General features: G+C 72.5%; 2 protein-coding genes. Both read left to right on the top strand.

Annotated elements, in window-relative coordinates; all coding sequences use genetic code 11:
- Positions 1–279 precede the first annotated feature (279 nt).
- Positions 280–1,926: an alkaline phosphatase D family protein gene (locus tag ACFV2S_RS35855; RefSeq protein WP_385569673.1), complete on the top strand. Its 1,647-nt coding sequence runs from the start codon at positions 280–282 to the stop codon at positions 1,924–1,926.
- Between the two features lie 326 nt (positions 1,927–2,252).
- The gene (locus ACFV2S_RS35850; RefSeq protein ID WP_385569668.1) at positions 2,253–3,215 is read left to right on the top strand and encodes a zinc metalloprotease; all 963 of its coding nucleotides are present in this window, start codon (positions 2,253–2,255) and stop codon (positions 3,213–3,215) included.
- Positions 3,216–3,342 lie beyond the last annotated feature (127 nt).

Below are 3,342 nucleotides of genomic sequence, written 5' to 3'. Positions count from 1 at the left end.
GCCCCCAAACCCCCGCGTTGGGGGGGGCCGTTCTACCCCCGGGCCCGGCCCGGGGCCAACAGGCCGCCCCCCCTCCCCCCCCCCCCCCGGCCCCGCCCCGCCCGGGCCGGGGGCCGAGGTGCACCCGGCGCGGGCGGGCCCGGGTCGGGTATCACCACCCGGCGCGGGCGGTGCCGGGGCCTGGACGTCACCCGGCGCGGGCGACCGCGGGGCGACGAGTCGGCGAACTTCCGGAATTCGTCTGCCCCTCGGGCGTACTCGTCAGTAATCTGACTGCCCGTGACCAGTCGTTTCATATCCCCCGCCCCCACCCGGCGCTCGGTCGTCAAGGCCGCCGCCACCGCCGCCGTCGCGCCCGCCCTCCTGGGCGCGGCCTCCCCGGCGCTCGCGGACACCGGGGCACCCGCCTTCCTCCACGGCGTCGCCTCCGGCGACCCGCTGCCCGACGGCGTCCTGCTCTGGACGCGCGTCACCCCCACCCCCGAGGCCGTGCCCGGATCCGGGCTCGGCCCCGACGTCCAGGTCGGCTGGGAGCTCGCGGAGGACCGCTCCTTCGCCCGGGTCGTCGCCTCCGGCACCACCACGGCGAGTGCCGCCTCCGACCACACCGTGAAGGCCGACGTCCGGGGCCTGCGCCCGGCCACCGCCTACTGGTTCCGCTTCACCGCGGGCACCGCCGTCTCCCCCGCCGCCCGCACCCGCACCGCGCCGGCCGCCGACGCCGCCGCCCCCGGTGTCCGCTTCGGCGTGGTCTCCTGCGCGAACTGGGAGTCCGGGCACTTCTCCGCGTACCGCCACCTCGCGGCCCGCGGCGACCTGGACGCCGTCCTGCACCTCGGCGACTACCTGTACGAGTACGCCACCGGCGCCTACCCCGAGGCGAGGTACGTCGTCCGGCAGCACGAGCCGCGCCACGAGATCGTCTCGCTCGCCGACTACCGCACCCGCCACGGGAAGTACAAGACGGACGGCGACCTCCAGGCGCTGCACGCCGCGCACCCGGTGATCGCGATCTGGGACGACCACGAGTTCGCCAACGACGCCTGGTCGGGCGGGGCCGAGAACCACACCCCCGGCACCGAGGGCGAGTGGGCGGCCCGGGTCGCCGCCGCCAAGCAGGCGTACTTCGAGTGGATGCCGGTCCGCGCCTCCACGGAGGGCACGGTCTTCCGGCGCCTGCGCTTCGGCCGTCTCGCCGATCTGCACCTGCTCGACCTGCGGTCGTTCCGGTCCGCGCCGGCGAAGACGGGCAGCGGCACGGTCGACGACCCGGAGCGGAGCATCACCGGCCGGGCTCAGCTGGACTGGCTGAAGGCGGGGCTCGCCGGTTCGGACGCGACCTGGCAGCTGGTCGGCACCTCCGTGATGATCTCGCCGGTCGCCTTCGGCGCCCTGCCCGCCCACCTCCTGGAGCCGCTCGCCGGCCTGCTCGGCCTGCCGAAGGAGGGGATCGCGGTCAACGTCGACCAGTGGGACGGCTACACGGACGACCGCAAGGAGCTCCTCGGGCACCTGACCGCGCGGTCGATCCGCAACACGGTCTTCCTGACCGGCGACATCCACATGGCCTGGGCCAACGACGTGCCGGTGAAGGCCGCGACGTACCCGCTCTCGGCCTCGGCGGCGACCGAGTTCGTGGTCACCTCGGTGACCTCGGACAACCTGGACGACCTGCTCCACGTGGCACCGGGCACGCTCTCGGTGGTGGCGGCGGGCGCCGTGAAGGCGGCCAACCGCCATGTGAAGTGGGTGGACATGGACCACCACGGCTACGGCGTGCTCGACGTGACCGCCGCGCGCTCGCAGATGGACTACTACACGGTCTCCGACAAGACGGACCCGGCGGCGACGACGGCCTGGGCGCGCTCGTACCGGACGCTGAGCGGAACGCAGCGTGTCGAGCGGGTGTACCAGCCGGTGCTGTAGTCGCCTTCCTGGCGGCGATTTTCAGCCATGATCCCCCTTGTTAACGGGAGATCACATCACTACGGCGGGTGGTGGGTTCCGGAGATCTAATCCGGACACACCACCCGCCTCCGTCACATGGCTTGTTACATACGTGTCTCAAACCCGGCGAGCGGCGCAAGTTTTTCTTCCCGATGCCCCGAATCGCCCCACGAATGATTGGGCTTGATCAACCCTCAACGACCTCTGACATGGACGCGTAATCTCCGGGCGGTGGCGAGGAAGTCCCTCTCCACAACCCCCCGCAAGGAGTCACCGTGCGTGCTCTTGTCCGCATATCGCCGCGTATGACACGTCGTCTGATGGGCACCGCCGTCCTGGCCGGAACCCTGGCCATCGCTCCCCTCTCCGCCCCCGTGGCCGCCCCCGCCGGAGCCACCCTGGCCTCCGCCGAGGAGTGCGCGGACGGTACGACGGCGCTCTCCGGCGCCCGCAAGGCGCGCGGCGCCGCGGACCACGCCGCCGAGCCCAACGAGGTCTCCGCCGCCAAGGCCAAGGCCATGGACGACGACCTCAGGAAGAAGGTCTCCGCGGCCCGCGCCTCCGGCCGGGTCAGCGCCACGGCGGCCGCCGCCGGCGCCACCGTCCCCGTCTACTTCCACGTGATCCACAGCGGCACGACGGGCAAGCTCAGCGCCACGGCCATCAACAACCAGATGGCGGTCCTGAACGCGGCCTACGGCGGCCAGGGCACCGGCAACGTGAACACCAACTTCACGTTCACGCTGGCCGGGACCGACTACACGGACAACGCCACCTGGTACAACGTCTCCGACGGCACCCAGGCCGAGAAGGACATGAAGAACGCCCTGCGCAAGGGCGGCAAGAACGCGCTGAACGTCTACACCGCCAACCTCGGCGGCGGTCTGCTCGGCTGGGCGACCTTCCCCTCCTCGTACACGTCCGCGCCGAAGATGGACGGCGTCGTCATCCTCGACGCCTCGCTCCCGGGCGGCTCCGCGACCAACTACAACCTGGGAGACACCGCGACCCACGAGGTCGGCCACTGGATGGGTCTATACCACACCTTCCAGGGCGGCTGCTCGGGCAACGGCGACTACGTCTCCGACACCCCGGCCGAGAAGAGCGCCGCCTTCGAGTGCCCGACCGGCCGTGACTCCTGCACCAACAAGACCGGTGTGGACCCGATCCACAACTTCATGGACTACACGTACGACTCCTGCATGTACCAGTTCACCGCGGGCCAGGTGACCCGCATGAACGACTCCTGGACGGCGTACCGCGCCTGACGCGGAGCCCGCGGCACACAGGCGTGGGGGGGGGGGGGGGGGGGGGGCGGGGCCCCGCCCCCGCACGCCCGGGGGGGGGGGGGGGCGCGTCGACAAGGCGCGCGCCCCCCCGCCCGCCGGCCGCGCC

Origin of the sequence: Streptomyces sp. NPDC059695 (assembly GCF_042733785.1) — a bacterium.
Lineage (GTDB): Bacteria > Actinomycetota > Actinomycetes > Streptomycetales > Streptomycetaceae > Streptomyces.
Note: the sequence above shows the minus strand (reverse complement) of the source record. Positions and strands in the feature narration are given on the sequence as shown.

Coding starts and splice junctions, on each gene's coding strand:
- ACFV2S_RS35850 (WP_385569668.1), top strand. CDS start 2,253: ATGACACGTCGTCTGATGGGCACCGCCGTCCTGGCCGGAACCCTGGCC.